The following is a 24,875-nucleotide window of genomic DNA, read 5'->3' as shown; positions in this document are numbered from 1 at the left end:
TTATGATATAATAGCTATGTTTACGAAAGGAAGTTATACATGGATAAATCGATACTCTTTTTTGATATTGACGGCACGGTGGTCTCGGAGGACGAGAACAGGTTTATTCCGGAAAGCACCAAAGCCGCACTGAAAGCCGCAAGAGACAACGGCCATATAATAATGGTAAACACAGGCAGGACTATACTGATCATTGAGGACAGGATAAAACAGCTCGGCTTCTCAGGGTATGTATGCGGCTGCGGCACGAATATTATACTTGACAGCAAAGAGCTTCTGCGAAACCGAAATGACCCGGCACTTTGCCTGAAAATAAGAGACCTGCTTGAAAAGCTTAAGATCCCTGCGATATACGAAAGCGCAGAAAGCATGAGATATAACAGCAATACTTATATTCACCCCGAGCTTGAAAATATGCTGACCCATTTCAGATCACAGCAGTTTAATGTTAATGAAGCACACGATGAGGGCTTTTACTTTGACAAGTTTTTCTGCTGGGCGCATGATGACAGCAGATTTGATATATTCGAGCGTGAGCTTTCAAAGGATTTCCAGGTAATAAGAAGGGGCGACTCCCCCGGAATAATGCGCTGCGAGATTGTGCCTCACGGTTTCAGCAAAGCGACAGGCATGAAGTTCATGCTCGATGAGCTTGGGATAAAACACGAAAACAGCTATGCCTTCGGCGACAGCACGAATGACCTGCCGATGCTTGAATATGCCGCACACAGTGCTGCAATGGGCGGCTGCCCTGACGCATTAAAAGACAAGGTCGAATTCGTAACTGATACACTGTACAACGACGGACTTGCCAAGGCGATGGAAAGGTTTGGGCTGATATGAATTCACAAAAGCAGTTTCACAGCATTGAGCCTGTGTATAACGAAAACAGCAGCATACTGATTCTCGGCTCATTCCCCTCAGTCAGATCACGGGAAGCAAAGTTTTTCTACGGCCACCCTCAGAACAGGTTCTGGAAGCTGATAGCAAGGATCTATAACACAGACACCCCTCAGACAACGGAGCAGAAAAAAGCTCTTCTCACAGCAAACAGGATAGCTTTATGGGACGTGATAGCAAGCTGCGAGATAAAGGGCTCGAGCGATTCAAGCATAACCGATGTCGTTGTGAACGATATAAGCATCATACTCGGTACAGCTGACATAAAAGCAATATTCTGCAACGGGGCAAGAGCTTATGATCTTTACTGCAAGCATATAAGACCGGCTGTAAATATCGAAGCTATAAAGCTGCCGTCAACAAGCCCGGCAAATGCTGCCTGCTCGCTTGACAGGCTGTATGAAAGTTGGAAGATAATTAAAGAATATACATAAAAAAGGAGCCTATTCCAAGGCTCCTTTTGTTATTATCTAAAACAGGCCTTCAAAGCCTTTAAGAATATACCCTCCGACATTTGAGTTTGAAGATGCGTCTTCTGCAGTCACTTCGGTAAAATCCTCCTTGTTGTCAAACTCTGCGAGGATATCTGTTATCAGATCCTTGCCATAGAGGTACACGCCGCACTCAAAATCGTATATAAAGCTGCGGTTGTCTACATTTATCGTTCCTACAACAGCTTTATTATCATCGCATACAACGACCTTTGAGTGGATAAAGCCCTTGTTGTATTCAAATATCCTGACACCGCTTTCAATGATCTGCTGATATTGCGCCTTGGTAAGCGTCCCAGCCATTACAAGGTCAGATATCCCGGGAACATATATCCTTACATCAACGCCCCTTGCAACTGTATCTGCAAGCGCTTTTTCAAGCTCCTCATCAGGTATGAGATAAGGTGTGATTATGTAAATATAGTCCTTTGCATTTTCAAGCATCGACATATACAGGCTCTTTGAAACAAGATATTCATCACACGGGTTCTCAGAAAACGGCATGATGTAGCCTTTGGATTTATCATCATCACTTTCTGCTGTAAGATATTTATCTACCTCAGTATCGCCCGAGCAGCTGTTCCATAGCTGTAAGCACATCAGTGTAAAGCTGTTGACAGCACTTCCTGTGATCTTGATCGAATTGTCCTTCCAGACACCGAATTCATGTGTGATGTTAACGTATGCATCGGCAACATTTATGCCTCCGGTAAAGGCCACCTTGCCGTCTATGACAAGAATCTTTCTATGATCTCTGATATTGTAGTCATAAGACTGATCTCCGCCGGCCTCGGAAAACGGCACACATTTAATTCCATTTTCTTCAAGCTGCTGCGGAAAGCCCTCCGGCAGATCAAGGCCGCTTATGAGCCAGTCATACATCACCCTGACTTCAACACCCTCTGCTGCTTTTCTCTTTAGGACTTCATAAATCCTGTCCCACATCTCGCCCTCATTGAGGATGTAAAATTCAAAGAATATAAAGCTCTCGGCTTTTTCAAGCTCCTCGATCATAGCATCAATAGCAAGCTCACCCATTGGGTAATACTCCACTCCCTCGCATCTGTACACAGGATAACAGCCAGTCTGATTGATATAGTCATACATACCTGCAATGTCTTCTCCGACTGTTTCTTTGTCTATGGTTATAGTATCGTCCTGTTTTATCTTGCCTTTCATATCTGATATATTGTCATTGATGACCTGCTTTAACTGAGGTCTGTCAGATGTGGAAGACAGCTCAGGTTCTGAACTATCGTCAGGTGCTGCTGATGAGCTTTCGGTCTTGCTGTCTGAAGATGTATCTGCTGTTTCAGCCTGTGATGAGCTGTCTTTTTCAGCGCACGAACACAGAAGACATAAAACGCAAAGCGTCAGCGCAAGGATTCTTTTTATTCTTCTCATAAGCACACCTCCTCATTATAGACTATGTGTTTTAGTCAAGGATATATTCAAGAGTAGTCTTTCTGGGTTTTAACCCCATAGATCTGTAGAACTTATCAGCACTTTCATTGCCCTCCCAGACGTTGAGAGAAACATCGTGACAGCCTGCTTGCTTTGCATAAGCTATACAGTGCTGATAAAGAGCAGTGCCGACATTCATTCTTCTTGCATTTTCATCAACGCATATATCGTCGATATACATACTTTTCATGCCAATAGGCATATTCTGCGATGTGTTAACACTCATAACAACAAATGCATGACCCAGTATATCACCGTTATCGCCCTGTGCCACAAACACAGGCGTTTTTTCATCATCTATTATAACTGCAAGCTCATCTGCATTATACTTGACAGTACCGCTGACGAAAAGATCGGGTCTTATCGCCGCATGGGCTTCAAGCACCTGAGACAAAAGCCTGAGTATAGCCGGGATATCTTCCCTGACGGCCTTTCTTACTAACATTTATCATCGCCCCCTACAAGGATTATTATATCATATTATTCTTTGATTTTCAATAGCAATATCGCATACAGAGCTTTTGTGAAAAGTTTTGTCAAAATGTGTAAGCATTTATCACATTGTTAAAACTATGTGAAAACCGTTTCTCATAGTTTTCATCTGCATTTAAACTTACCTTAAAGAAAAGGGGTTATCATATATATAACAAAACAAAGAAAGGAAGTAATCATTATGAATGAATACTATAACAGACAGGATCTCACACAGGAGCCGATAAATACTTACTATCAGCCGTCAGCGGCAGCCAAGACAAAGAAAAAGGGCGGCAGCGGCAAGGTGGTCGCAATGGCACTTTGCTTCTCACTTTTAGGCGGAGCATTAGGCACAGGCGGCACATATGCCGGCATGAGATACTTAAATGACAATACATCATCAGCAGCAGCTGCTGATGATGAAGATACAAAGAGCGACAACGACACTGTTCTTTTAACATCAAACAGAAAAGCCAGCGGCATCACAGAAACTGCTGTAAGCACAGGCAGCCTTATGACTGCATCGGAAGTCTACAAGGCAAATGTGAACTCCACAGTAGGTATCAATACTTCTATTACCACTAACTATTTCGGTTATGAGACAACAGCTGCAGCTTCTGGTTCTGGATTTATAATCTCGGCTGACGGCTACATCGTTACCAACCACCATGTAATTGAAGACGCAAACAAGATAACCGTAACACTTTACAACGGCAAATCTTATGAAGCCAAGTTCATCGGCAGCGATGAGAGCAATGATATAGCAGTACTAAAGATAGATGCTGACGGGCTGACACCTGTTGTTCTCGGCTCATCATCTGACCTCAGCGTAGGTGACGATGTTGCTGCTATAGGCAACCCATTAGGCGAGCTCACATTCTCGCTCACAGCAGGTGTTGTAAGTGCGCTTGACAGGACAGTCACAACCGAGAACAACACCATGCAGCTTATCCAGACAGACACAGCTATAAACTCCGGCAACTCCGGCGGTGCGCTTTTCAATATGTACGGTGAAGTCGTAGGCATAACCAACGCCAAGTATTCAAGCTCAGGCTTATCAACTCAGGCATCTATCGACAATATAGGCTTTGCTATACCGATAGACAATGTAAAGTCTCTTATCGAAAGCATAATCAAGAACGGCTATGTTGTTAAGTCATACATCGGTGTATCAGTTTCAGAGATAAGCAGCGAAGTCAAGGATTACGGCGTTCCTGAGGGTGTTGCAATAAAGAAGGTAAACGACGACTCACCTGCTGAGAAGGCCGGCCTTGAGGTAAATGATATCATAACTGAAGTAAACGGCAAGGAGATAAAGTCAAGCAGCGAGCTTATAAGCCTTGTCAAGGCATCAAGCAAGGGCGATGAGCTTGTGTGCAAGGTATACAGAAACGGCGCATACACAGAAATATCCGTAATAGTTGACGAGACAAAGCAGGACAGCTCTGATAAGGCTGACACAGAAAGCAGCAACAATTATCAGTCAGAAGGCCGTCAGAGAAGAAGCAGCGGCAGCGACCAGTACGGTGGCTTCGAGGAATTTGATATCCCGAGTGATTTCTTCGGATATTGATAAAAGAATATAAGCATAAACAAAGGGCAGCCCTATGACTGCCCTTTGATTCTTTTAATTATTCGTCTGTAACGCTTCTTAACAAACTGCCAGCCACGGATAATAAATGCCCTGACCGGGAATGCATCACACCATATATGAACATACAGCTTGTACATAGGATCATCAACTGAGATCTTTTTGCCTTTTCTGACAACGCCTGTAAGCACGCCTATGATATGCCTGTCGGTAATGCCGTATTCCCTGCCCCAGCGGTTGTCACCGCAGATAACATAGTCATTCTTTCTGACTTCAAGGATACGGTGAAGAACATACTGGCCGCTGTCTCTTTTATAAAGCGGGACATCATACTTCTTAAGCCTGCCCTCCGGCTTTTTTTCTATAATAAGAAGCGTTTTGTTTTCAAGAATTAATGGAAACATACTGTCGCCCTTGTTGGTATAGATAAGCCTGCCGTTTTTTAAAAGCTCCTCCTCAAAGGATGATCTCAATGGATTCACCTCACAACGTGTAATAAAAAAAGCACGCTAAACTGCGTGCTTTGATGTGGTGCCGCTGACCGGACTTGAACCGGTACGGTATTTCTACCGAGGGATTTTAAGTCCCTTGCGTCTGCCAATTTCGCCACAGCGGCAAAAATCAGTATATATATTATACCTCTTTTTTTCACCAATGTCAAGAGTTTATTTGAATTTTTTCAGATAAACGAGAATTTAGGTAATTATATACAAAATGTAAAATTTCAAAAAACTATTGTGCTTGACCTACATCTGTGATATAATATATAAGTGATATGCCTGAAAATATCACCAATAGACTTTTTTGATAATTTGAACGGAGGATAAAAATGGTAAGAGCGATCGTAGGCGCCAACTGGGGCGACGAGGGCAAAGGTAAGATCACCGATATGATGGCACAGGAGTCGGATATCATCATCAGATTCCAGGGAGGTGCAAATGCAGGACACACAATTGTCAACAACTATGGTAAATTTGCACTTCACACACTTCCTTCCGGTGTTTTCTATGACCATACCACAAGCATTATAGGCAACGGCGTTGCACTTAATGTTCCTGTTCTTTTCGGTGAGATAAATGATATAACATCAAAGGGTGTTCCGATGCCTAAGATACTTATATCTGACAGGGCTCAGATGGTTATGCCCTACCACATTCTTTTTGACCAGTATGAGGAGGAAAGACTCGGCAAAGCGAGCTTCGGTTCAACAAAGTCGGGTATAGCTCCTTTCTATTCCGATAAATATGCAAAGATAGGCTTCCAGGTGCAGGAGCTCTTTGATGAAGAAGCACTTAAGGCTCACATCGCAAGAGTGGTCGTTCAGAAGAACGTTCTTTTAGAGCACCTCTACCACAAGCCAAAGCTCGATGAGCAGGAGATCTTTGATACCCTTATGCAGTACAAGGAAATGATCGAGCCTTATGTTTGCGACGTTTCCGCTTATCTTGCAGATGCTATAAAGGAAGGCAAGACTATCCTTCTTGAAGGTCAGCTCGGCACACTTAAGGATCCTGACCACGGCATCTATCCTATGGTAACTTCTTCTTCCACACTTGCTGCATACGGTGCAATAGGTGCAGGTATTCCGCCTTATGAGATCAAGCAGATAGTTACTGTTGTCAAGGCTTATTCATCAGCAGTCGGCGCAGGCGCATTTGTTTCCGAAATATTCGGCGAAGAAGCAGACGAGCTCAGAAGACGTGGCGGTGACGGCGGCGAGTACGGTGCTACAACAGGCAGACCGAGAAGAATGGGCTGGTTTGACTGCGTAGCTTCAAAGTACGGATGCAGACTCCAGGGCACAACTGATGTAGCATTCACAGTTTTAGACGTTCTCGGTTATCTTGACAAGATCCCCGTTTGCGTAGGCTATGAGATAGACGGCGAAGTAACAACTGACTTCCCCACAACTACAAGACTTGAAAAGGCTAAGCCTGTTCTTGAAGTGCTTGACGGCTGGAACAGCGACATCAGAGGCATCAAGAACTACGAAGACCTCCCCGAGAACTGCAAGAAGTACATAGAGTTCGTTGAAAAGCAGATAGGCTTCCCGATCACTATGGTATCCAACGGCCCTAAGAGAGAGGATATCATCTACAGAAAGAGCACACTTTCCAAGTAATATAACATATCGGCTGGGCTAAGTCCCGGCCGATTCTTTTTCGTTAATGCGTAAATATATCATATTGCGCCCGGAAATACAAGGTCATATTATTTGAAACGATTTATATTAATAAATTGTAAACTCTCAGAAATATGTATTGACATTTCCATTGAAATTTGCTATAATATAATAGCTGTGAGGACAGCGAATAAAAATGGATGGGCGATGCCATTACTCTGGGGTATAGCCAAGCGGTAAGGCAACGGACTTTGACTCCGTCATTTCGATGGTTCGAATCCATCTATCCCAACCATAACATCTTTATTGGGGTGTCGCCAAGTGGTAAGGCAACGGACTCTGACTCCGTCATTCCGAAGGTTCGAATCCTTCCACCCCAGCCAGAAACACCCCGTAGCTTATGCTATGGGGTTCATTCTTTTATTGCTTTCTTTTATTGCTCTTGATGTGATACGTCAGGAGCCTGCTTTTTTTATTAAGGCAACACCGCACAAAGATTGTGGTACAGATACGCAGTCAGATTTCCCAAATTTACCGCAGGAATACTAACGTATTTCAAGGTGAATTTGGGTGATATGACGGAAAATCTGCAAGTAGATGTGCCGCAAAGCTCTCAGGCGGTCTTTGTGCGGTGTTGCCTTAAACCCACAACTCCCCTATTCTGCGCCATTTGCGGCGATGCTACAAAGCGTTGCATGAATGATACGGATAAATTCTTGCGTTATCGGTCAGGGTGTGCTATGATGAAGACATAGCAAGGGGAACACCCCGGAATAAAAGGAGGAATCATTATGACACTCGGAGAAAAGATCAAGGACGCAAGAAAAAATGCAGGGCTGACCCAGGAACAGCTCGCAAATAAGCTGGTCATATCAAGGCAGGCTGTCACAAAATGGGAGTCAGACAAGGGGCTGCCGGATATACAAAACCTCAAAGCACTGTCGGAGCTTTTGAATGTGTCTGTCGATTATCTGCTCGATGACGGGCAGTCAGCAGTCAAGACAGTGCTGCGTGAAAAGATAGACCTGAGCATCTACGGTGAAAAGAAGCTGAATGATACTCGCAGGGAGCGGCTGATAAAGGATAAATACCCACAGGCAGAAATATTCAGCCTGCTCGCCGACAAGCAGACCAAAAAAGACCACATTATAGACAATATCATAGGCTTTGGAACAGGTGCGTCCTTTGGGCTGCCGAAGCTGATAAAGCAGCTTGATGATATTGACAACCAGTATTTCCTTGTGAAAGACGCAGACAAGCAGATCCTTGTGCTTGTTACAAGTGAGTTTTTAGAGAGCAGAGAGCTTTCCGAAAAGATCGAGGGCAAAAAGTTCTCTGTCGGCGAGATAAAGTTTAAGATATTCGGCTCTGCGAAAAAAACTCTGTAAATTCAAAAACTGTGATAAAAACGTTAAGTTGTGAGCGGCTTGAAAATAGCCGCTCCAATTTTTTTACAGTATACAATAGATACTGTAATTTGTCAAGGTTCTTTGGATATCAGCCGATCCTGTCGGGGTACATGATCTCAAGCTCGCCCAGGACTTTGCCCCAGTTTCGCAGCGGCATGGTCCATTTCTTAGCTATCTCATGCGTCGCCAGATACAGAGCCTTCAGGAGCGCTGTATCGCTCGGAAATACACTTCTCTGCTTGTTCAGACGGCGATAGCCGCTGTTCAGGCTCTCGATGGCATTTGTGGTGTAAATGACCTTCCTGACGTCGGAGGAGAACTTAAAAATCGGCGATATTACGTCCCAGTTCTTGTACCAGCTCTTCATAGCGTTAGGATAATCGTCCTCCCATTTTTCAGTAACACGATCGAGAGCTTCAAGAGCAGCATCCTCGGAAGGTGCATGATAGATCGTTTTCAGGTCGTTTGCGAACTCTTTTTTGTTCTTCTCTCCGACATATTTCAACGTATTTCTTACCTGATGAACTATGCAGCGCTGAAGCTCAGTTTGCGGAAAAGCTGCTGATACAGCTTCTTTCATGCCTGTAAGTCCGTCTGCGCAGATGACGAGAATATCCTTAACTCCGCGATTTTTCAACTCGTTCAGAACGCCGAGCCAGTACTTGGCGCTCTCGTTTTCGCCGATATGTATTGAAAGAACTTCCTTGTGACCTGTCATGCTGACAGCTAGGATCACATACGCGGCAAGCTTCCTGATCTGTCCGTTATCACGCACTGAGAAGTGTACTGCATCGATGAATACTATCGGATATACTTCGTCCAATGGACGTTTCTGCCAGTCCTCTATCTGCGGTAGAAGGCGGTCTGTGATATCTGATACCATACCGTCGCTGACTTCAAATCCGTAGATATCTTCGATAGTTTCGCTTATCTGGCGTGTGGTCATTCCTTTGGCATACAGAGCAATTATCTTCTGCTCAATGCCTGAGATGTCCTTCTGACGCTTCTTTACGACCTTTGGCTCAAAACTGCCGTCGCGATCCTGCGGCACTTCAATTTCAGTTTCTCCGAAGCTTCCGCGTATCTTCTTGGTTTTCTTACCATTACGAGAGTCAGGATTGTCGGAACGTTCATATTCCTGATATCCAAGATGCTCGTCCATTTCGGATTCAAGCATTTCCTGGATTGTTCCTCCGAGAAGGTCTTTCAGGGCATCCTCAATATCCTTAGCCGACTTGATGTCGTATTCCTCAAGCAGCATTCCTATTATGTTCTTCTTGCCCTCGCTCATCGGTTCTCTTTTTCTTCTTGCCATAAAAAATCAGCCTCCTGTGATATTAATTCTATTTTATCACAGTTTGCTGACTTTTTACAGACTTTTTTTCAGAGGCTCAGATATTCAGGAAAGTATAAGAAAAAGGCGGGTATCCCCCGCCTTTTTTTATCACAGCTTTCCGCTGACAGGAGTATACATAACTACCTCACCGCTTGAAAGCGACTTTTTTACATCAATAATACGCTGGTTCTCAGAGCCACGAAATTGCAGCATGATGTTCTTCTTTGCAAGCACGAACTCACCGTCCACTAAAACATCTATCATACTAAGCAGTTCATCAGTCACCTCGCACCTTGCTCGGCTTGGAGAGAGCAGCTCTTTATCAAACAGATATCCTGTGTAGCACCAGATAGTCTTCTGAGAATTCCTTTCCCTGACTCTTTTGAGCAAAGGCAGGAGCGCACGCTGGTTATCGGGCTCCATAGGCTCGCCGCCGAGAAGCGTAAGACCCTTTATATAAGGCGGAGAAAGCATTTCTAATATACTGTCGATAGTTTCATTGGTAAACTCCTGCCCGTAGCCAAAATCCCATGTCATAGGATTAAAGCAGCCTTCACAGTGGTGCGTGCAGCCCGAAACGAACAGGCTTACCCTTACACCCTCGCCGTTTGCGATATCATTATTCTTGATCTCAGCGTAGTTCATATATGCCCCTCCCGTTATTCATTATAACTATATTATAGCACATTAAAACTGATTTGTCATCATATTTTTGAAAAAAACATGGAAAAAGCCACAGCCTTTCCATTTTAAGGAAATGCTATGGCTTGTTTTACAGCTTGGATTATCTCCTCTGAGCCTGCTGTGAGCTGTTTGCGGTGTCAGTATTGCCGCCGGAGGTGGTGTTATCGTTGCTGTTATTCTGGCAGCAGCAGCCGTTCGGGCTGATAGGTCTTGGGAAAAACTCATTCGTCGGGAACTGCAACGCCTCAAAAAGCTCGCACGGCGTATCGGTGTTGGTAGAGCACTCCTTGCCCGGCATACAATAGTCATACGACGGAATGAGTATAGGCACAGGGCGTGATAGCTGAACTATGGCGAATATACCAATAGTTATCAGAACGTCCTGCTCACCCTCCTGCGTTGTATCAGGCACGAGCTTAGCATCAAGGCACATAGGCGATGCAACGTTGACAGATGCCACAGGCATAGCGCCGCAGTCGCAGTTGCAGGCACAGCCGCTTGTTGTTGAAGAAGCTACTGCCGCTGCCGGCTCGTTCGATACAAAGCGCTGTGTGCTGCCCTCGCTGCCGTAGAGTATCACCTTTTTGCTGAAGGTAGATGTGCCGTATATAGTGTCCGGAAGCGGTGCATCGGCGGTGTATGCATCTATCTCAGCCCTGAATGAATAGGTGATATCGACCGTATAGAAGCCCTTATTAAACGGCACAGGGTCGATCGTGAATGTAACACCTGTTATAGTGATATCCTTTGACTTGATGTAATCTGCGGCATTTACTGTCGCCTGATCCTCCGTGGAGAATACAAACTGAAGGTCTTCAAGACAATCCTGTGCCGAGCACGAGTCAAAAACTCTCATAGCATCAACACACACTGCTTCGGAGAACTGCCTGTTGGTGGTGTTTTCTAACATAGGTTTACCCTCCTGATAATAAAAATAGAGAAGTATTTTTCTTACTTCTCTAAATTATATTCATTTGGGTTTAATTGTGTGCATTTATCAGTCGGTTATCTTTTTTACTGTCCTGTTAGGATAGAAAAAGCCAAAGCCGATAGCAAAAGACATAGCACTAAGTATAAGAAGATCTCTGTCATATCTGACAGACGGCACCTGTTTAAGACAGATTACTTCGATCGACTTTGAATCAGCTTCATTATATTTGCTTGATTTGATTCGCTCTGATGTCTTGTACTCCTTGCCGTCAACAGTATAGCTGTAAACAAGACTATAATTATTCTTATTTGCCTTTATATCTGTAAGCTCTGCGTCTGTGCGCATACCGAATATCAGCAGGAAAACACAAAACAGCATCGCAGTGCCGCTTATCGCCATAACAACGATACCGAGCTTTTTAAAGCTGAAATTACCCTTTCCTCTCATATCAGGTGTTCTTATCGACCGTCTTGAACTGCTTTAAGTTGCCTATCTTTTCATTGCGCTCGTCAAGCACCTTCTCAACGTCAGCCCAGTCAAGACCCTGATTAACAGCAAGCACCATAACGTGATAAAGCAGATCGTTTATCTCGTTTTTGAGCTCGTCGTTATCACTATTCTTTGCTGCGATAATAGTCTCGGAAGCCTCCTCGCCTATCTTCTTGCAGATCTTATCAACACCCTGGCTGTAGAGATAGCAGGTGTAGCTCTTTTCGGGAGCCTCGCCCTTGTCGAACTGTTCCTTTCTTGCCTTTAATACCTCAAATATTTCCTGATAAACTGTCATTTATTCTTCCTCCTCATTATACATTTCATTAAAAAAGCAGCTGTAAGCACCTGTATGGCAGGCAACTCCTGTCTGTCTGACATTTACAAGCAGCGTATCATCATCGCAGTCCGAGTAAATTGATATCACCTTTTGCAGATGACCACTCGTTGCACCCTTGTTCCAGTATTCCTGCCTTGACCTGCTCCAGAACCAGGTGTAGCCAGTCTCAAGTGTTTTTTTCAGGCTCTCCTTGTTCATATAGGCAAGCATCAGCACGGTCTTTGTATCGACCTCATAGCATATCGCAGGGATAAGCTCGCCCTTTGCAAAGTATTTGTCAAGATCATTCAGATCAACTTTTATCTTACTCATAATTACTCCTTTACTCATCAACAACAGCGACCTGATAATCGTCCTCATAGATTATCCTGCCGACATGATCGGTAAATACAATATCATAAGGCACATTATACTTATCAAGCAGCGACATAAGGATCTCCGCTTTCTCACGCATATCATCATACTTTTCAGTCTTGAAATAAGTTACAGCGCCCTGAGGGTTCTCATTATCCTTGCCGTAAAAAGGCGGCTCAGGCAGATGCTGCTTGAACCATTCTTCTGTTTTATCATAAAGCTCACAGTCTTCCTGCGAGTATACACCGTCTCTGACCCTTCGCCAGTTAAGTATAAAGACACCGACAGGCTTGCCGGTCCTGTAAGCAAGTTCACGGCCTTGTATACGCATATATTTTTTCATAGTATCAAACCTTTACGTCCAAAGACTTGTTATGCACATAGGCAATGATTTATCCTCTATCTTAAAGCCGCACTTCTCGTAAAAATGCGTTTCGTCCTTATAAGCCACAAGCACGATGCGCAGATAGTCTTTATACTTTTCCTTGACCATATCGACAAGCGTTCTGCCTATCGTCTGCCCGTGATATTCAGGGTCAACAAGAAGATAATGCACATATGCAGTCATAACTCCATCATCAAGAGCACATATCATACCTATGAGCTTATCGCCGTCCCACGCTGAAAACACCGTATCGTAATTCTTCATAGCCGTGACGAGCTTATCAGGAAAATGCCCTGATGACCATTCGACAGACAGAAACAGCCTTTCAAGCTCCTTGGCCGAAAAATCATGTATATCCTTGTATTCAACAGCCATTATTCTTCCTCTTTGTCTGTAGCCTTGTCATCATCACTATTAGTGCTCCTGGATTTTTTCTTTCGATTTAAAGCATCTATCGCCGCACCAATGCACAGCCCGATACCTAAGCCCATTGCAGTAAACAGAGCCATGTCTTCTCTCATGATACCTATCATCGAACCGACAGACAGGCCTAAGCACATACCAAGTATCAAGCCGTTATTGCTTTCATTTTCGTCGGTGTTTTCCTTATCGGTTTCCTCCGGCTTCTCTACAAGCTCGTTTTTCTCATCATTCATAGTATTACCTCACGATTATACCCTTGCTACGGCAGTCGTCCTTGACCTGCTGCACAGTAAGCTCTCTGAAATGGAAAAGCGAAGCCGCAAGTGCAGCAGAGCAATCGGTCTTTAAGAAAGCATCAGCAAAATCTCCGAGCTTGCCTGCACCGCCTGAGGCAATAACAGGTATCTTGACCGCATCGACAACGGCTTTGAGCATATCTATATCAAACCCGCCACGCACACCGTCAGTGTCGATAGAATTAAGGCATATCTCGCCGGCACCGAGCTGTTCGCACTCCTTGACCCAATCGATAAGGTCACGCTTCATATCAATTCTTCCGCCGTTGATGAAAACTGTCCATTTTTTATCCCCGATAGCCTTTGCATCTACGCCAACGCATATACACTGACTGCCGAAAATATCAGCGCCCTCTTTGATAAGCTGAGGGTTCTGCACAGCCTGCGAATTGACCGACACCTTATCAGCACCGGCACGCAGAGTTTCTCTTATATCATCAACAGTTTTGATACCGCCGCCGACAGTGAGGGGTACGAAGACTTTCTTTGCAGTTTCTCTGACAACATCGAGCATAACACCCCTGCCCTCGTGAGAAGCTGTGATATCATAGAATACTATCTCGTCAGCGCCCTGAAGATTATACTCATAAGCGCACTCAACAGGGTCTCCGACCTCTTTTATTCCTTCAAAATTAACACCCTTTACCACCTTGCCGTCTCTTACATCAAGGCATGGGATTATTCTTTTAGCAAGCATTGTGTTACTCCTTTATTTCTTCTTCAAAACAGCAAATGCTGCAAAGTGCTTTATATCAAATTCCTCGGGATAATGAGAGAGCATTTCAAGGTGCTCCTTCTCCCAAGCAGCCTTCTGCTCCTCGGTAAGTGATGATGCACCGATGCCTCTGCACGCTTTTATCCTTCCGTTCCAGCTTTCACGGGTAAAACGAACAGGCAGCCTGTATTCACCAGTGCGCTCTATTTCAAAATACTTGCCATATTCCTCAGGCACAGCAAGTGAATGGAAAGTCTCATTGCAGCCGCTCCAGCCTGGGTTGTATTTCAGCACAAGGTCCTCTGTCTTTCTTGCTATCTCGTCTTCAAAGGGCAGCCAGTTCATAAGCAGCAAAAGCACTCTGCCGCCGTCCTTTAACAGCCTTGCAAAAAGCGGTGCAGTCTTCTCATGCAGAAAGTACCAATAGCACTGGCAGGCTGTTATCACATCAAAGCTGCCGTCAGCAAACTTAAGCTCCTCAGCAGGAGACACAGCATAGTCTATGTCCATACCAAGTGCTTCTGAAAGCTGCTTTGCCTGTGATATCTGGCCGTCGCTGATATCCGTTCCCGTCCATTTTGCGCCGAATCTGTACATATTCCTCGGCAGCACACCTGTGCCTGTGCCGATATCAAGCACGCTCTGGCCTGAAATGCACAAGCCCATATCAGCTATGCGCTGATAGAATTCATCAGGATAAATATCCCTGTATCTTGCATAATCGGCGGAGGCTCTGCCCCAGTCAAAGGCAGCACCGCCGTCGATGTTGTTTCTTGTTATTTCCATATTATCACCTTGATAATGATGCGAAGTTTTCAAGTATCTTCAGTCCGGTCTTACCGCTCTTTTCCGGGTGGAACTGGCATCCGTAAACAAATTTTCCGTCAGATACGACAGCCGGCACCTTTGAGCCGTAAGTGCTGTAAGCATAAAGATCCTTGTCATCTAAAAACGCCTTGTATGAGTGAACAAAATACACATACTCATTATCAGTCAGCCCGTCAAAGAGCTTGCAGTTGTGATTATATTCGAGCTTGTTCCAGCCCATATGCGGTATAACAAGCCCGGGCTCATTCATCTTATCAACATAGCCGCCGATAAGCGAAAGACCCTTACACTCCTCAAACTCGTAGCTCTTTTCAAAGAGCAGCTGCATTCCAAGGCATATGCCGAGAAAAGGCTTTTCCTTTGCCTGTACCTTTATTGTATCTGTAAGGCCGCTAACTCTTAGCATATTCATTGCCCAAGGAAAAGCGCCGACACCTGGAAGTATGAGTGCATCTGCCTTTTCAAGGTCTTCCTTTTTATCGGTGAGTTTATTCTCAAAGCCGAGATAATCAAGTGCATTCTTTACTGAAAATATATTTCCTGCACCATAGTCGATTATTGCTATCATTTACAGAACTCCTTTTGTTGAAAGCACTCCTCCGCCAGTCTGGCTGACAGCTGCCTTAAGCGCATGAGCGAGTGCCTTGAACATTCCCTCAATTATGTGGTGATCGTTTTTACCGTATTCCTCACGGATATGCAGTGTAATCCCAGCATTAAAAGCAAAAGCACGGAAGAACTCCTCAGCAAGGCAGGTATCAAACTCCCCTACCATTTCATTTGTAAGCTGTGCATTGTACACAAGGAAAGGTCTGCCGCTTATATCGAGCGAGCAGAAGCAAAGTGCTTCGTCCATAGGGATAAAAAACGAGCCGTAACGGGCAATACCTGCTTTATCACCTATAGCCTTTGCAAAAGCCTGACCGAGAGCAATGCCTGTGTCTTCTACACTGTGATGAGCATCGACTTCAAGATCGCCCTTGACAGTCACATCAAGGTCAAACCCTGCGTGTACGCCGAGTGCTGTGAGCATATGGTCAAAAAAGCCTATGCCTGTATTGATATTCACCTTACCTGAGCCGTCAAGATCAAGGCGTATATTGATATCTGTTTCTTTAGTTGTGCGTGTTATTTCACCTGTTCTCATATTAATCACCTATATTGTCATTTCCACGGGCGTTTGTCATCGAGCCAGCCCTTATTGCGCCAGTATTCCATATCAAGCTCATTCCAGCCGTTTTTTTGCATCATACGCATGATGCCAAACATAAACCTGGTCTTAAAGCCCGGTTTGACTTTGCCGACTCTTGCTTTGATGCTGCCGGCTATAGCCGTGGTCTTGCTATCTATCTTTGCACGTTTTTTGTCGCTGACACTATCCCAGCTGGTCGCTGCCACGGCAACGCCAAGCGTGTATACCTTTGCACAGCCCCAGTAAAATGCACTGTCTGCCATGTCCTTGTTCGTGCTTTTCATTCCTGCGCCTGCGGCAGTAGAGATGCACACAGCCTGCTTGGAAAACATCTTCTCATCAGGGCGATGCGGCATCCAGCGGTAGCCGTAGTGGTCGAGCAAAGCTTTCATAGCACCTGTTGCATGATATACATAAACAGGGCTTGCAAGTATCAGAACATCCGCATCGTCAATAGCCTTAGTTATCGGATCAAGCCGTTTTAGATGCGGACAATAATTCTCGCCTTTTGTAAAACAGTTTGTGCAGCCCAGACACAGTTCACCAAAATCACGGGGAAGAAAGAATTCCGTGAGCTCACCGCCGAGCTTGTTTGCAAGCTGCCTTGCGATATTACAGGTCGAGCCCTCATGGCTCTGACCGTGGATAATAACAGTTTTCATAAAACCTCATTAAGTATTACTCAAATCTTACCTTGATAGCATTAGCGTGAGCAGTAAGACCCTCTCTCTCAGCAACAAGTACGATATCGTCCTTAGCGTTTCTGAGTGCGTCTTCTGTGTAGTAGATAAAGCTCGAACGCTTCTCAAAGCTGTTTACACCAAGAGGCGAGAAGAACCTTGCAGTGCCACTCGTAGGAAGAACGTGGTTGGGGCCTGCATAGTAGTCACCAAGAGGCTCGGAAGCATACTGGCCTAAGAATACAGAGCCTGCATTGTCAAGCCTGCCAACATATTCCATAGGATTCTCGAAAAGCACTTCAAGGTGCTCGGGAGCACACTTGTTAGCCATTTCAACAGCCTCGTCCTTATTACTGCATATCATTATAGCGCCGTAGTTTTCAAGAGACTCTCTGATTATATCTCTTCTGTCAAGGTATTCAAGCTGTCTTTCAAACTCAGCATTCACCTTGTCTGCAAGCTCCTCGCAGGTAGTAACGAGAATTGCAGAGGCAAGTCTGTCGTGCTCCGCCTGAGACATAAGGTCAGCAGCAACGAACTTCGGGTCAGCTGTTTCGTCAGCAAGAACAAGCACCTCGCTCGGGCCTGCAACCATGTCGATATCTACAGTGCCGTAAAGCAGTTTCTTTGCAGTTGCAACAAATATATTGCCGGGGCCGACTATCTTGTCAACCTTGGGTATCTGCTCTGTGCCGTAAGCCAAAGCTGCGATCGCCTGTGCGCCGCCTGCCATGAATATCCTGTCAACGCCGCAAAGTGCAGCTGCAACAAGTATATCCTTATTGGGTGTGCCGTCCTTAAGAGGCGGTGTTACCATGATTATCTCGCCAACGCCTGCGATCTTTGCAGGGATAGCGTTCATAAGAACTGATGAAGGATATGCAGCTGTACCGCCTGGAACATAAAGGCCAACTCTGTGTAAGCCCCTTACCCTCTGGCCGAGGATTATACCGCCCTGCTGAGGGTCAATAAAGCTCTGTGACTTCTGGCGCTGGTGAAAAGCTGTGATATTCTCAACGCAATTTAAGAGCGCATCAACATAATCCTGATCTGCCTCTGTGAGCGCATCGTTTATTACCTCTCTGGGTACTTCATAATACTGCGGCAGCTTGCCGTCAAATTTGAGGGTATACTCATTGACAGCCTTGTCACCGTTTTCCTTTACATTATCAATTATATCAGTAACAGTCGCTGTGACCTTCTTGTCAGTCTCACCCGAGCGCTTTTCAAGCGTCTTGAAAAACTGAACATCATCAACGCCATTAACATATATCTTCTTTACAAGTGCCATTAATATCAGTCCTTTTTCAAATTCTTATCTATCAGCTCAACGAGCTCCTCTATCTCCTGCTGTCTGAGCTTCATGCTTACCATATTTACGATAAGTCTTGCAGAGATAGGGCAAATATCCTCTATTACTTCAAGGCCGTTTTCCTTAAGAGTAGTGCCGGTCTCTACAATATCTACTATACCATCAGAGAGTTCAAGAAGCGGTGCGAGCTCGACAGAGCCTTCTATCTTAACTATCTCAACGTCCATACCCTTGCTCTCAAAATGGTTTCTTGTAATGTTCGGGTACTTTGTAGCGATAGTCTTTACGCCGTAGCCGCCGTAAAACTTCTCGCCCTTTTTGGCAGCAAGAGCAAATTTGCATCTGCCGAAGCCAAGGTCTGCAAGCTCAAAGAACTTGCCCTGCATCTCCATTATAGTATCCTTGCCGACAACGCCCATATCACATACACCATGCTCAACATATGTGATAACATCGTTTGCCTTAGCAAGCACGACCTCTATCCTGCCGCCGTCAACCGGCAGAATGAGCTTTCTGCCCTTTTCTCTTACGGCTGTGCAGTCAAATCCTATCTTTTCAAAAAGACCTATCGTGTCCTTTTCAAGTCTGCCCTTGGTAAGGGCTATCCTAAGCGGTTTATTCATCATGATTCCTGCCTTATACGTTTATTTCTTTGATTTCCTTGCCTACAGTTATGAGCTTGGCAATGCCCTTGCTCCTGGCATATTCAGCCGATTCCTCAACTGTGTCGAAAAGAGAATTTTCAACAGTCATGCCCTGCTCTGTGAGCTTTTTGGCATAAGCTATAGCTTCAACGACATAGCCCTTCTCACCGTAAACAACTGCATCAGCTGTCTTAAGCTCAAATTCTTCTCCTATCTTGGTAAGATGTCGTGCAACAGCATCAACATTAACGCCAAAGCCAACAGCCGGGCAGTCGAAACCGAACTCGCTCATCAGCTTATCATATCTGCCGCCGTTGAGCACATATTTGCCAACCTCGGACAGATAGCCCTTGAACACGATACCGGTATAATAATCAGTATGGCTTACGATACCAAGGTCAACGGATATCTTGCCCTCATAGCCAAGGCTTGAAAGACGCTCATACTCCTCCTTAGTCTCATCAAGGATAGCAGTTATCTTATCATCTGTATAAATGCTTGCAGCCTTTTCAAACACCTCAGCACCGCCGAAGAGTCTCGGCAGCTGTTTGAGCGCTCTTGTAACGTCATTATCGCCGAAGGTCATCAGCAGGTCATTAAGGGCTGGGTAGTTCTTTGTTGAGATGAGCATTCTTATCTCTTCCCTGACATCATCATCAGCGCCGAGCTTTGCTACGAGCTCTTTGAAATAGCCTATATGACCAAGCTCAAGCCTGAAATTATCCTTATCGAACATAGCAAGTGCTTCAACTGCTGTACAAAGCACCTCATAATCAGCACGCTTGCTGTTTTTGCCGCCTATAAGCTCGATGCCAGCCTGAACCGTCTCATCAGAACGCCCCTTAAGCAGAGCGCTGTTTTCATATATCCTCTGATTATAGTAAAGGCGAAGCGGCAGCTTTGCATCTTTGAGCCTTGTTGCAACGAGCCTTGCTATCGGTATCGTCGAGTCAGGACGCATAACGATTATCCTGCCCTTTGAGTCGAAAGTTTTATAAAGATTCTCTGTTCTGAAATTTCTTGTACTTCCGGAAAAAACATCATAGAATTCAAGTCCCGGAGTTACGACCTCGCTGTAGCCAAAATGCGAGAAAAGACATTTCAGATTCTTCTCAACGCTTCTTCTTGCAAGGCATTCTTCAAACAAAAGATCTCTTGTCCCCTCTGGGGTTATAAGGTCATATCTTTTCATCATTTATCTCCATTTCGCTTTATTGTAGTAAAGTATTAGCATAGTAATATATTATCACAAGACAACACATTTGTCAAGACGCAATTTTAGACAAACTATACTAATACCCCACCGATATTTTGTTATATATGCCCTTATCAGAACAGGGTCATCTGGTTTTCAAGCGGCATATCACCAAAAGCGCCGTTCTCTACGAGTGTATCTATAACTGCACTCGAAACACCGCTTTGCAGTCTGAATTCCTCGACAGAGATAAAGTCTCCGCCCTGTGCCTTTTCATAAAGGCTCTCGGCAGCGGCACCGCCCACTCCCTTTATCGAGCAGAAAGGCAGTCTTATCTTTCCGTCCTCTATCTGGTATATCTTAGAATGCGACTTATGTATATTTACAGGTAGGAACTCATACCCACGGGAAAGCATCTCGTTGATAAGCATCAGCGTTTCAAGAACGCCGTCGTCCTTGGCTGTCTTTTCCTCCTTGGGCTTGTTTCTTATCTCTTCCATTTTGTTTCTTACCTGGTATACGCCCTTAACGGCTGTCTCGGCATCAAAGTCCTCACCTCTTACAGTAAACACAGATGCGTAGAATACCAGCGGTTTATGCACCTTGAACCAGCAAAGCCTGATAGCTGCCGTAACATAAGCAGCAGCGTGTGCCTTCGGGAACATATACTTGATCTTAAGGCAGCTCTCGATATACCACTCGGGTACATTGTGGTCTCTCATATTCTGCTTCATTTCCTCGGTCAGCAGCTTTGGCGCCTTGCCCTTACGGGTTATCTCCATTATCTTGAATGACAGCTTGGGCTCAACACCATGATATATAAGGTATGTCATGATGCTGTCACGGGTACCGATAACATTTGAAATGTCACAGATGCCGTTTGCTATAAGCTCCTGCGCATTGCCGAGCCATACATCAGTTCCGTGCGAAAGGCCGGATATCTGCAGCAGATCTGAGAAATTCTTCGGGCGTGATTCAAGAAGCATTCCTCTTACGAAAGGCGTGCCCATTTCCGGGATACCAAGCGTTCCTGTCTGGCAGAAGATGTCCTCCTGTGTAACGCCGAGAGACTCAGGAGAAGTAAAGAGCGAATACACCTTCGGGTCAGACATAGGCACCTTGGTTATATCCATATCGGAAAATTTTTCAAGATACTTATATATTGTAGGAACATCATGCCCCAGCTCATCGAGCTTAAGGATAGTATCATGCAGCGAATGGAAGTCAAAGTGTGTTGTAACTATATCTGAATCAGCTTTTTCTGCCGGGTGCTGTACAGGGGTAAAGTCATAAACCTCATAATCGCTCGGTATAACAACCATGCCGCCCGGGTGCTGGCCTGTTGTACGCTTGACGTTCAGGCAGCCGTTTATCATTCTCTGAACCTCGGCCTTGTGAACTGAAATGTGCCTTTCTTCAAGGTAGTTCTTTACATAGCCGAACGCAGTCTTATCAGCAACACCTGCGATAGTTCCTGCCTTGAAAACGTGATCCTGACCGAAAAGCTCCTCGGTGTATTTATGAGCTTTTGACTGATAATCACCCGAGAAATTAAGGTCGATATCCGGCGCTTTATCACCGTCAAAGCCAAGGAATGTCTCGAATGGGATATCATGGCCGTCACGCTGCATATCCTCGCCGCACTTAGGGCAGGCTTTAGGCGGAAGGTCAAAGCCCGATCCTACCGAACCGTCGTCTATAAACTCGCTGTATCTGCACTTAGGGCAGACATAATGCGGCTGGAGGGGGTTTACCTCCGAGATACCCGACATAGACGCAACGAAGGAAGACCCGACCGAGCCACGGGAGCCCACCTGATAGCCGTTGTCATTAGAGTTTTTAACGAGCTTCTGGGATATCATATAGAGCACAGCGAAACCGTGCTTGATAATAGAATCAAGCTCACGTTTGAGCCTTTTGAATACTATTTCGGGGATATGCCCCTCAAAATACTTTGATACATCAACGTCCTCGCCCTCGGGTATCTCAATACTCTCAGGCTCGCAGTCACCGTATATCGAGCAGCATCTTCTCCAGCAGATGACCTGGAGCTCTCTTACCGCACCCTCGATAAACGGGGTGTATGTACCGTTCGGGAATGCCTTTACATCAGGGTCTATCATATCAGCGATGAGGTTTGTATTAGTTACAACGACCTCAAATGCCTTTTCCTTACCGAGATACTCAAAGTCAGAGAGCATCTCATCAGTTGTTTTAAGATAAAGCGGCGGCTGATTGTCGCAGTCAGAATACTTTGCAGACTGCAATATCGCTCTGAATATCGCATCGCCCTTGTCCATGAAATGCACATCGCCTGTTGCACAGACAGGTATGCCAAGCTCCTCGCCGAGCCTGATTATCGTTCTGTTGAAATCATGCAGCTGCTCAACATTGGAAACGTCTCCCTTTCTGAGCATGAACATATTGTTCCCGTCAGGCTGTATTTCAAGGTAATCGTAATAGCTTGCTATCTTGCAGAGCTCTGCCCATGGTCTTCCTGCATATACAGCTCTGAAAAGCTCGCCGGCCTCGCAGGCGCTTCCGACGATAAGGCCTTCTCTGTGCTTTGAAAGCTCAGACTTGGGAATCCTCGGGTTGCCCTTGAAATACTTAAGGTTAGACATCGAAATGAGCTTGTACAGATTTTTAAGGCCTGTATTGTTCTTTACAAGAATTATCTGGTGGAAGCTGTTTTTGATAGAGTTCGGGTCTTCTATCTTAAGCAGTGTGTTCAGTCTGTCGCAGGTGAGAGTTTCATCAGGGTTCTCTGCAATAAGACGCTCGCAGAGCTTTCTGAATATCCTGCCGAGAACATCTGCATCGTCGCAGGCTCTGTGGTGGTTGAAATCACCTACCTGAAGATGCTTTGCAACTGTATCGAGCTTATGTCTTGAAAGCTCAGGCAGCATACATCTTGACATAGGGAGTGTATCTATAGCCGAGAACTCAAAATCCACATTGTTTCTATCAGCACAGGTGCTTATAAAGCCGGTATCAAAGTCGGCATTGTGTGCTACGAGCACAGGCTTTTCACCGCAGAATGCCATAAATCTTTCAAGTGCTTCCTTTTCCTTGTCAGCGCCCTGCACCATTTCATTTGATATACCTGTCAGCTTTGTGATAAACGGTGTTATCTCACGCTCAGGGTCTACAAAAATGTTAAATGTATCGACTACTTCAAGGTTATTGAGCTTTACTGCACCTATCTCGATTATCCTTTCAGTTGTCGCAGAAGTACCTGTCGTTTCAAGGTCAAAGACTATTATCTCGTCAGTCAGCTTCCTGCTGTCGCTGCCTTTCATTATCTCTATCTCATCATTTATCTGATAGGCTTCGATGCCGTAGATAGTCTTGAAGTTGCCGTCGTTCTTTCTTATATCGGCAGTTGCATTCATAGCATCAGGATAACCCTGAACGACACCGTGGTCGGTTATAGCTATCGCCTTGTGACCCCATTCAAAAGCACGGTTAACGAGCTTGTCCGCAGGGGTAAGTGCGTCCATGCTGGACATATTGGTGTGGCAGTGAAGCTCAACACGCTTATGTTCGGCATTGTCCTTTTTCTTTATCCTTTTAACGACCATAATGTTCTCAGCCATAAGATTTAACGAATGGTCGAAATCATCCTGCTCGATATTGCCGTTAGCGATTATCGTCTTGCCCTTTTTGAGTTCTTCAAGAGCTGCTTCAAGCTGAGCTCTTGTGTATCTGACATACTTGCCCTTTTTCACAGAGCCTATGAGCTTTATCGAAAAAGAACCTGTATAGTCAGTAAACATAATAGTAGCTATAAGCATACCTGTTTTGGTATCCTTAGTCTCAACGCTGAATATATCGCCCCATACGGTTATGTTCTGAGCCGGTTCAAGAGGTAGCTCCTTCATTGGAGTAACTACTGAATCAGAAGAAACAGGCGCACCCTTTACAACAAGTGCATTCTCAGCAAGCAGCGAGAGCCTTGTAAAATCAGCATTATATGTTCTGTATGTTATCTCAGCGCCGTTTGCTGCCGGTGCGGAGGTCTGCTTGTTTTCCTTGGGCTTTTTCTCAGCATCATTGGTATAAAGCGGCGCATTTGAAGAAGAAGCATCGCTTACCATCTGGATATGGCGTGAATCATGCTCATCATCATCAAGCTCGAGAACTCCGTCAAATCCTACCTCTATCTTTCTGCCGAAAAGCTCATAGATAAGTTCAGGGAGCACTTTTTCTATTCCGTGCTCCTTTAATATCCTGAGGCCGCCTATCCTGAGCGACACCTTTAGTTTATCCCCTTCAAGCTCACACTCGCAGCCATCAAAAAAGCCGTTGACAAACGGGAACTTTGACCTGAGATGCCCGAAAACGAGCGGCATTACCTCAGCTGTAAGCATATCCGGTGTAAAGCGTGGGTGCAGAGTCAGGCTTTTAAGACGCAGAGCATCTGCCAGCCTGTATTCAAACATATCCTTATTATCGGCACTGATAACGCTGCCAAAAGCAGCCGTCACCTCAAGCCTGTTGTCATGCTCGTGATATACGAGCCTTAATATCCTTCCGTCCTCGATCTCCTTGGGGATCATATCATCAAATCTGCCAAAGAGGTCAATAAGTCTTTTATCAGGCATAGCAGTTTCCTTG

The 24,875-nt window shown here is 45.1% G+C and carries 26 protein-coding genes and 3 tRNA genes; 7 read left to right on the top strand and 22 right to left on the bottom strand.

The features are described 5' to 3' along the window. Positions 1-39: 39 nt before the first annotated feature. A complete protein-coding gene (locus tag CD05_RS0105940; RefSeq protein WP_028509719.1) occupies positions 40-843 on the top strand; it encodes a Cof-type HAD-IIB family hydrolase in 804 nt (267 codons plus the stop codon). Then, the gene (locus CD05_RS0105935) at positions 840-1,334 is read left to right on the top strand and encodes a DNA-deoxyinosine glycosylase (protein WP_028509718.1); all 495 of its coding nucleotides are present in this window, start codon (positions 840-842) and stop codon (positions 1,332-1,334) included. The genes CD05_RS0105940 and CD05_RS0105935 overlap by 4 nt, the downstream gene beginning before the upstream one ends. Positions 1,335-1,370: 36 nt before the next feature. Here the strand turns inward: CD05_RS0105935 and CD05_RS17655 are convergent, their stop codons facing one another. Then, positions 1,371-2,795, bottom strand: coding sequence for a phosphatidylserine/phosphatidylglycerophosphate/cardiolipin synthase family protein (locus CD05_RS17655; RefSeq protein WP_051588851.1), 1,425 nt, complete (start codon positions 2,793-2,795; stop codon positions 1,371-1,373). 31 nt (positions 2,796-2,826) lie between these two features. Then, complete coding sequence (locus tag CD05_RS0105925) at positions 2,827-3,300, bottom strand: GNAT family N-acetyltransferase (protein ID WP_028509717.1); 474 nt, start codon at positions 3,298-3,300, stop codon at positions 2,827-2,829. Positions 3,301-3,528: 228 nt separating this feature from the next. On the opposite strand from CD05_RS0105925, the gene CD05_RS0105920 reads away from it, so the two are divergent. Then, positions 3,529-4,902 carry a trypsin-like peptidase domain-containing protein gene (locus CD05_RS0105920; RefSeq protein ID WP_037322839.1) on the top strand — a complete coding sequence of 458 codons (1,374 nt, stop codon included), beginning with the start codon at positions 3,529-3,531 and terminating at the stop codon, positions 4,900-4,902. Between the two features lie 32 nt (positions 4,903-4,934). Here CD05_RS0105920 and CD05_RS0105915 read toward each other — a convergent pair whose 3' ends face one another. Continuing rightward, the gene (locus CD05_RS0105915; protein ID WP_037322838.1) at positions 4,935-5,393 is read right to left on the bottom strand and encodes a S24/S26 family peptidase; all 459 of its coding nucleotides are present in this window, start codon (positions 5,391-5,393) and stop codon (positions 4,935-4,937) included. Positions 5,394-5,449: 56 nt separating this feature from the next. Beyond that, a tRNA-Leu gene (locus CD05_RS0105910) sits at positions 5,450-5,536 on the bottom strand. 213 nt (positions 5,537-5,749) lie between these two features. Here CD05_RS0105910 and CD05_RS0105905 point away from each other — a divergent pair. From CD05_RS0105905 to CD05_RS0105890, 4 genes are all read left to right on the top strand, one after another. Beyond that, positions 5,750-7,042: an adenylosuccinate synthase gene (locus CD05_RS0105905; RefSeq protein ID WP_028509714.1), complete on the top strand. Its 1,293-nt coding sequence runs from the start codon at positions 5,750-5,752 to the stop codon at positions 7,040-7,042. A gap of 219 nt (positions 7,043-7,261) precedes the next feature. After that, a tRNA-Gln gene (locus tag CD05_RS0105900) sits at positions 7,262-7,337 on the top strand. Between the two features lie 12 nt (positions 7,338-7,349). Next, positions 7,350-7,425 (top strand) — tRNA-Gln (locus tag CD05_RS0105895). Positions 7,426-7,833: 408 nt separating this feature from the next. Further along, entirely contained in the window at positions 7,834-8,430 is a 597-nt protein-coding gene (locus tag CD05_RS0105890; protein WP_028509713.1) for a helix-turn-helix transcriptional regulator, read from the top strand. 109 nt (positions 8,431-8,539) lie between these two features. Here CD05_RS0105890 and CD05_RS0105885 read toward each other — a convergent pair whose 3' ends face one another. The 18 genes from CD05_RS0105885 to CD05_RS0105800 all read right to left on the bottom strand — a co-directional run bounded on the left by CD05_RS0105885 (position 8,540) and on the right by CD05_RS0105800 (position 24,862). Continuing rightward, positions 8,540-9,766 carry an IS256 family transposase gene (locus CD05_RS0105885; RefSeq protein WP_028509712.1) on the bottom strand — a complete coding sequence of 409 codons (1,227 nt, stop codon included), beginning with the start codon at positions 9,764-9,766 and terminating at the stop codon, positions 8,540-8,542. Between the two features lie 129 nt (positions 9,767-9,895). Next, a complete protein-coding gene (gene nrdG, locus CD05_RS0105880; RefSeq protein WP_028509711.1) occupies positions 9,896-10,432 on the bottom strand; it encodes an anaerobic ribonucleoside-triphosphate reductase activating protein in 537 nt (178 codons plus the stop codon). A 139-nt stretch (positions 10,433-10,571) separates the two neighbouring features. Then, complete coding sequence (locus tag CD05_RS17650) at positions 10,572-11,381, bottom strand: hypothetical protein (protein WP_198021574.1); 810 nt, start codon at positions 11,379-11,381, stop codon at positions 10,572-10,574. Between the two features lie 87 nt (positions 11,382-11,468). Further along, complete coding sequence (locus CD05_RS0105870; RefSeq protein WP_028509710.1) at positions 11,469-11,849, bottom strand: hypothetical protein; 381 nt, start codon at positions 11,847-11,849, stop codon at positions 11,469-11,471. A 1-nt stretch (position 11,850) separates the two neighbouring features. Continuing rightward, complete coding sequence (gene hisE / locus CD05_RS0105865; RefSeq protein WP_028509709.1) at positions 11,851-12,189, bottom strand: phosphoribosyl-ATP diphosphatase; 339 nt, start codon at positions 12,187-12,189, stop codon at positions 11,851-11,853. Continuing rightward, entirely contained in the window at positions 12,190-12,543 is a 354-nt protein-coding gene (gene hisI, locus CD05_RS0105860; protein ID WP_037322837.1) for a phosphoribosyl-AMP cyclohydrolase, read from the bottom strand. Between the two features lie 10 nt (positions 12,544-12,553). Next, on the bottom strand, positions 12,554-12,928 hold the full coding sequence (locus CD05_RS0105855) for a hypothetical protein (RefSeq protein ID WP_028509707.1): 375 nt from the start codon (positions 12,926-12,928) through the stop codon (positions 12,554-12,556). A 12-nt stretch (positions 12,929-12,940) separates the two neighbouring features. Next, positions 12,941-13,345 carry a GNAT family N-acetyltransferase gene (locus tag CD05_RS0105850; protein WP_028509706.1) on the bottom strand — a complete coding sequence of 135 codons (405 nt, stop codon included), beginning with the start codon at positions 13,343-13,345 and terminating at the stop codon, positions 12,941-12,943. After that, entirely contained in the window at positions 13,345-13,626 is a 282-nt protein-coding gene (locus CD05_RS17645) for a hypothetical protein (RefSeq protein WP_037322834.1), read from the bottom strand. Before CD05_RS17645 ends, CD05_RS0105850 begins: the two co-directional genes overlap by 1 nt. Before the next feature lie 4 nt (positions 13,627-13,630). Next, positions 13,631-14,386 carry an imidazole glycerol phosphate synthase subunit HisF gene (hisF, locus tag CD05_RS0105840; RefSeq protein ID WP_028509705.1) on the bottom strand — a complete coding sequence of 252 codons (756 nt, stop codon included), beginning with the start codon at positions 14,384-14,386 and terminating at the stop codon, positions 13,631-13,633. Positions 14,387-14,398: 12 nt separating this feature from the next. Continuing rightward, complete coding sequence (locus CD05_RS0105835; protein WP_028509704.1) at positions 14,399-15,190, bottom strand: class I SAM-dependent methyltransferase; 792 nt, start codon at positions 15,188-15,190, stop codon at positions 14,399-14,401. 4 nt (positions 15,191-15,194) lie between these two features. After that, positions 15,195-15,800 carry an imidazole glycerol phosphate synthase subunit HisH gene (hisH, locus tag CD05_RS0105830; protein ID WP_028509703.1) on the bottom strand — a complete coding sequence of 202 codons (606 nt, stop codon included), beginning with the start codon at positions 15,798-15,800 and terminating at the stop codon, positions 15,195-15,197. Further along, positions 15,801-16,379, bottom strand: a complete 579-nt coding sequence (gene hisB / locus CD05_RS0105825) for an imidazoleglycerol-phosphate dehydratase HisB (protein WP_028509702.1) — start codon at positions 16,377-16,379, stop codon at positions 15,801-15,803. A gap of 17 nt (positions 16,380-16,396) precedes the next feature. Next, positions 16,397-17,086: an NAD(P)H-dependent oxidoreductase gene (locus CD05_RS0105820; RefSeq protein WP_028509701.1), complete on the bottom strand. Its 690-nt coding sequence runs from the start codon at positions 17,084-17,086 to the stop codon at positions 16,397-16,399. A gap of 16 nt (positions 17,087-17,102) precedes the next feature. Beyond that, complete coding sequence (gene hisD / locus CD05_RS0105815; protein ID WP_028509700.1) at positions 17,103-18,395, bottom strand: histidinol dehydrogenase; 1,293 nt, start codon at positions 18,393-18,395, stop codon at positions 17,103-17,105. A gap of 5 nt (positions 18,396-18,400) precedes the next feature. Then, positions 18,401-19,039 (bottom strand): ATP phosphoribosyltransferase, encoded by a 639-nt coding sequence (gene hisG, locus CD05_RS0105810; RefSeq protein ID WP_028509699.1) that lies wholly within the window; start codon positions 19,037-19,039, stop codon positions 18,401-18,403. A gap of 13 nt (positions 19,040-19,052) precedes the next feature. Further along, entirely contained in the window at positions 19,053-20,252 is a 1,200-nt protein-coding gene (gene hisZ, locus CD05_RS0105805; RefSeq protein ID WP_028509698.1) for an ATP phosphoribosyltransferase regulatory subunit, read from the bottom strand. A gap of 137 nt (positions 20,253-20,389) precedes the next feature. Next, the gene (locus tag CD05_RS0105800) at positions 20,390-24,862 is read right to left on the bottom strand and encodes a PolC-type DNA polymerase III (protein WP_028509697.1); all 4,473 of its coding nucleotides are present in this window, start codon (positions 24,860-24,862) and stop codon (positions 20,390-20,392) included. Positions 24,863-24,875: the final 13 nt, after the last annotated feature.

The organism is Ruminococcus sp. NK3A76 (genome assembly GCF_000686125.1).
Classification (GTDB): Bacteria; Bacillota; Clostridia; order Oscillospirales; family Ruminococcaceae; genus NK3A76.
Note: the sequence above shows the minus strand (reverse complement) of the source record. Positions and strands in the feature narration are given on the sequence as shown.

Coding starts and splice junctions, on each gene's coding strand:
- nrdG (WP_028509711.1), bottom strand. CDS start 10,432: ATGAACTACGCTGAGATCAAGAATAATGATATCGCAAACGGCGAGGGT.
- CD05_RS0105940 (WP_028509719.1), top strand. CDS start 40: ATGGATAAATCGATACTCTTTTTTGATATTGACGGCACGGTGGTCTCG.
- CD05_RS0105890 (WP_028509713.1), top strand. CDS start 7,834: ATGACACTCGGAGAAAAGATCAAGGACGCAAGAAAAAATGCAGGGCTG.
- hisD (WP_028509700.1), bottom strand. CDS start 18,395: ATGGCACTTGTAAAGAAGATATATGTTAATGGCGTTGATGATGTTCAG.
- CD05_RS17645 (WP_037322834.1), bottom strand. CDS start 13,626: ATGAATGATGAGAAAAACGAGCTTGTAGAGAAGCCGGAGGAAACCGAT.
- CD05_RS0105870 (WP_028509710.1), bottom strand. CDS start 11,849: ATGAGAGGAAAGGGTAATTTCAGCTTTAAAAAGCTCGGTATCGTTGTT.
- CD05_RS17650 (WP_198021574.1), bottom strand. CDS start 11,381: ATGTTAGAAAACACCACCAACAGGCAGTTCTCCGAAGCAGTGTGTGTT.
- CD05_RS0105820 (WP_028509701.1), bottom strand. CDS start 17,086: ATGAAAACTGTTATTATCCACGGTCAGAGCCATGAGGGCTCGACCTGT.
- hisI (WP_037322837.1), bottom strand. CDS start 12,543: ATGAGTAAGATAAAAGTTGATCTGAATGATCTTGACAAATACTTTGCA.
- hisF (WP_028509705.1), bottom strand. CDS start 14,386: ATGCTTGCTAAAAGAATAATCCCATGCCTTGATGTAAGAGACGGCAAG.
- hisB (WP_028509702.1), bottom strand. CDS start 16,379: ATGAGAACAGGTGAAATAACACGCACAACTAAAGAAACAGATATCAAT.
- hisH (WP_028509703.1), bottom strand. CDS start 15,800: ATGATAGCAATAATCGACTATGGTGCAGGAAATATATTTTCAGTAAAG.
- CD05_RS0105835 (WP_028509704.1), bottom strand. CDS start 15,190: ATGGAAATAACAAGAAACAACATCGACGGCGGTGCTGCCTTTGACTGG.
- CD05_RS0105905 (WP_028509714.1), top strand. CDS start 5,750: ATGGTAAGAGCGATCGTAGGCGCCAACTGGGGCGACGAGGGCAAAGGT.
- CD05_RS0105885 (WP_028509712.1), bottom strand. CDS start 9,766: ATGGCAAGAAGAAAAAGAGAACCGATGAGCGAGGGCAAGAAGAACATA.
- CD05_RS0105925 (WP_028509717.1), bottom strand. CDS start 3,300: ATGTTAGTAAGAAAGGCCGTCAGGGAAGATATCCCGGCTATACTCAGG.
- CD05_RS0105850 (WP_028509706.1), bottom strand. CDS start 13,345: ATGGCTGTTGAATACAAGGATATACATGATTTTTCGGCCAAGGAGCTT.
- CD05_RS0105920 (WP_037322839.1), top strand. CDS start 3,529: ATGAATGAATACTATAACAGACAGGATCTCACACAGGAGCCGATAAAT.
- CD05_RS17655 (WP_051588851.1), bottom strand. CDS start 2,795: ATGAGAAGAATAAAAAGAATCCTTGCGCTGACGCTTTGCGTTTTATGT.
- CD05_RS0105935 (WP_028509718.1), top strand. CDS start 840: ATGAATTCACAAAAGCAGTTTCACAGCATTGAGCCTGTGTATAACGAA.
- hisG (WP_028509699.1), bottom strand. CDS start 19,039: ATGAATAAACCGCTTAGGATAGCCCTTACCAAGGGCAGACTTGAAAAG.
- hisZ (WP_028509698.1), bottom strand. CDS start 20,252: ATGAAAAGATATGACCTTATAACCCCAGAGGGGACAAGAGATCTTTTG.
- CD05_RS0105855 (WP_028509707.1), bottom strand. CDS start 12,928: ATGAAAAAATATATGCGTATACAAGGCCGTGAACTTGCTTACAGGACC.
- hisE (WP_028509709.1), bottom strand. CDS start 12,189: ATGACAGTTTATCAGGAAATATTTGAGGTATTAAAGGCAAGAAAGGAA.
- CD05_RS0105800 (WP_028509697.1), bottom strand. CDS start 24,862: ATGCCTGATAAAAGACTTATTGACCTCTTTGGCAGATTTGATGATATG.